Raw genomic sequence first — 3,003 nt, forward strand, 5'->3', positions numbered from 1 at the left:
GCCTTTTTCGTCGATGAAATGCCGGCCGGCGATTATGAATTCTCCTATATAGCCAGGGCGACGACGCCGGGAACTTTCCTAAGACCGGCAGGGCATGTGGAAGCCATGTATGCCACAGAGAATTACGGCAAAACATCATCAGACCGGGTCATCGTAAAATAGACTGTGAAGTTAATGAAAATAAAGAGCAGGCCGGTATATTTATTTGTTCTATCGGTCTGCTTTTTTATTTTATCTTTTCTGGCTTTTCCCCACTTTCTTAAATATGATTTTTCAGAGTTGAAAAAAAGTTATGAAGAATCTTACCGGATTTATGACAGGAAAGGCGTTCTCCTTCGTGAAGTTGTAAATAGTGAAGGTTTCCATGCCTACTGGGTCGATTATCCGGATATCCCGACTGCACTGATCAAGGCAGTTATCGCTACGGAAGATGAGCGCTTTTATAAGCATAAGGGTGTTGATTATCTTGCCCTTATGAGGGCTCTTTTTCAGAACGTTACCGAGCTTGAGGTCCAGTCCGGTGCGTCAACCATTACCATGCAGCTCGCCAGGCTAATCGGTGATTATCCCCGCAATATATTCGGCAAGATGGGACAGATATTTACTGCCAGGTCCCTGGAGGCAGGCTTAAACAAGGAGGAGATCCTTACCCTCTATATCAATATGGTTCCCATGGGAGGGGGGAATATTGGTATGGAAGCCGGCGCCAGGGAGTATTTCGGGGCTTCGTTAAACCTTTTAAGCAGATCACAGATAGCCTTTCTTACCGGCCTTATCCAGGGACCGGGAGTATACAGCCCATACAATAATCTCGATGGTGCCGTAGCACGCCGTAATTATGTGATAAAGAGATTAAATTACATGGGCTTGTTAAATTCTTCTGATGCAGACAGGGCAAAGAAAGAGCCCGTTACTTTATCTAATATAGATAGAAAACCTTCAGCAATGCATTTTACAGACTATGTGCTTGGTAATATAAAAAAAGCTTCCAGCAGGAATAGGGGAGGTGAACTACATACGACAATTGATGAATCTCTAAATAAAAATATTGAATCGCTTCTCTCCTCTCATATCAAGAAGCTTCAGACCGGAGGAATCACCCACGGGGCGGTACTTGTTATCAATAACAGGTCGATGGAGATCCTCAGTATGGTGGGTTCTCCCGACTACTGGGACGGTGACAAGGGAAGTAACAACGGAACGACCATGTTGCGGCAGCCAGGTTCTACATTGAAGCCCTTTACCTATGCAATGGCTTTTTCGGAAGGGAAAAGTCCAGCCCATGTCATTCCCGATATTCCTATTAATTATGGAGGGAAAGATAGCAAACTCTATGAGCCTCAAAACTATTCGGGTAAGTTTTCAGGGCCCGTAACCCTTTATGAAGCCCTGGGAAGAAGTTTGAATGTGCCCGCCATTCGCCTCGCAAATGCCATAGGTATTGATGCCCTCCTGGAGCAACTCCATAAGTTCGGCTTTGAAAGTCTGAAGAAAAATACCGGCCACTATGGTCTTGGCTTGACCCTTGGTAACGGGGAGGTATCGCTTCTTGAACTTGTAAGGGCCTATTCGATCTTTCCAAATAAAGGTTACTTACGAAATATTAATCATATTTCAAATTCTTCAGCAAATGATGAGAATGGCGGTATTCAGGTTCTCGATGAAGAGATCGGTTTTCTGATTACTGAAATCCTGTACGATGAAAATTTACGCATGAGGGCATTCGGTTTTGATAATCCCTTGTTATTTGAATTCCCTATTGCAATAAAAACGGGTACATCGAGTAACTGGAAGGATAACTGGGTAATAGGATACACAAAGGATCATACAATCGGTGTATGGGTTGGTAATTTTTCAGGTGAACCTACAAATCAGTATTCCGGGGCCATTGGCGCAGGTCCCCTCTTCCAGCAGATAGGCCGGCTCGTTCATTATTCACGGAAAGAATCCGACAGCCCCATCTGGTCTCATCCTTCAGAAAATGTTGTCAAGGTGGAAGTCTGCTCCGTGTCTGGTGTTATCCCTAATAAGCATTGTACGCACAAAAAGCAGATGCATGTACTGAAGGTTTTAATGCCAAAGGAAAAATGTGACGTCCATCGTGAAGTTGAAATCGACATACGTAATGGAATGATTGCATCGGAAAAGGTTGCTCCCCAATATAGAACGCGTAAAGTCTATGAATACCTCGATCCTGAATATTTTACCTGGATGTCTCAACTGAACCGTCAGCCGCCACCGGAAAAAGTGTCTCCCTTAAATGACAACTATAATAAATTTGCCGTTATCAATCCGCGCGACGAGGAAGTCTATATTTATGAACCGGGATATAGCGAGGAAACCCAGAGTATCGAACTGAGGGCGCTCGTTAAGGTGTATACGGAAAATTTGTACTGGTATGTTAACGATAAAATATTAGAGCCCGCCAAATGGCCCTACAAGGCATCGCTGCCAATGAAGCCCGGAACCTATGCCATCAGCTTCGGGACAGCCAAGGACAGGAGCGAGCCCGTGTCTATAACGGTAAAGTGAATTCAAAAAAGGAAAAATCAAAGTCCTCCCTCTACTCCTCGATGAAATCATACCTTGCCTCTTTATATTTCTCCTTATCCACCATCTTCCGCATATTAACCATCGTATGGTAGGGCTGGGAAACAACGACGGAATTAACGAGCCATGAGGGCAGGTTGCCTCCGGGATCGTTGTGTACCTGGTAGACAACTTCCGTCATGCCTTCTTCCAGCGGCGTGAAGAGCCAGTGCCCCTTGATCATTTTTACACGGACAAGGCCTTTTTTTTCAGGGATATAATCGGGAACGCCGAGGATGTTTATTCTTACAGGGCCCTTGGGGGACTCCTGGTTGATGGTATTAAGAACAATGGCGTCCCGGTCACTTACGGGCCAGGGCGCTTCATTGATGGTGTAGGTATAGCTCTCCTGGGGGTTGACTCTTTTAAGGAGCCGCCCTTCTCTGCATGTGTGTATCCAGCGGGGACATGCCG

General features: G+C 45.3%; 2 protein-coding genes. One reads left to right on the top strand and one right to left on the bottom strand.

Features of this window, described 5'->3' with window-relative positions; genetic code table 11:
* Positions 1-174: 174 nt before the first annotated feature.
* Complete coding sequence (gene pbpC, locus OEV42_21470) at positions 175-2,532, top strand: penicillin-binding protein 1C (protein ID MDH3976840.1); 2,358 nt, start codon at positions 175-177, stop codon at positions 2,530-2,532.
* Between the two features lie 31 nt (positions 2,533-2,563).
* On the opposite strand, the gene OEV42_21475 is transcribed toward pbpC, so the two are convergent.
* The coding region (locus OEV42_21475; GenBank protein ID MDH3976841.1) for an START domain-containing protein at positions 2,564-3,003 on the bottom strand (440 nt) is incomplete at its 5' end.

Source organism: Deltaproteobacteria bacterium (assembly GCA_029860075.1).
Taxonomy (GTDB): Bacteria; Desulfobacterota; JADFVX01; order JADFVX01; family JADFVX01; genus JAOUBX01.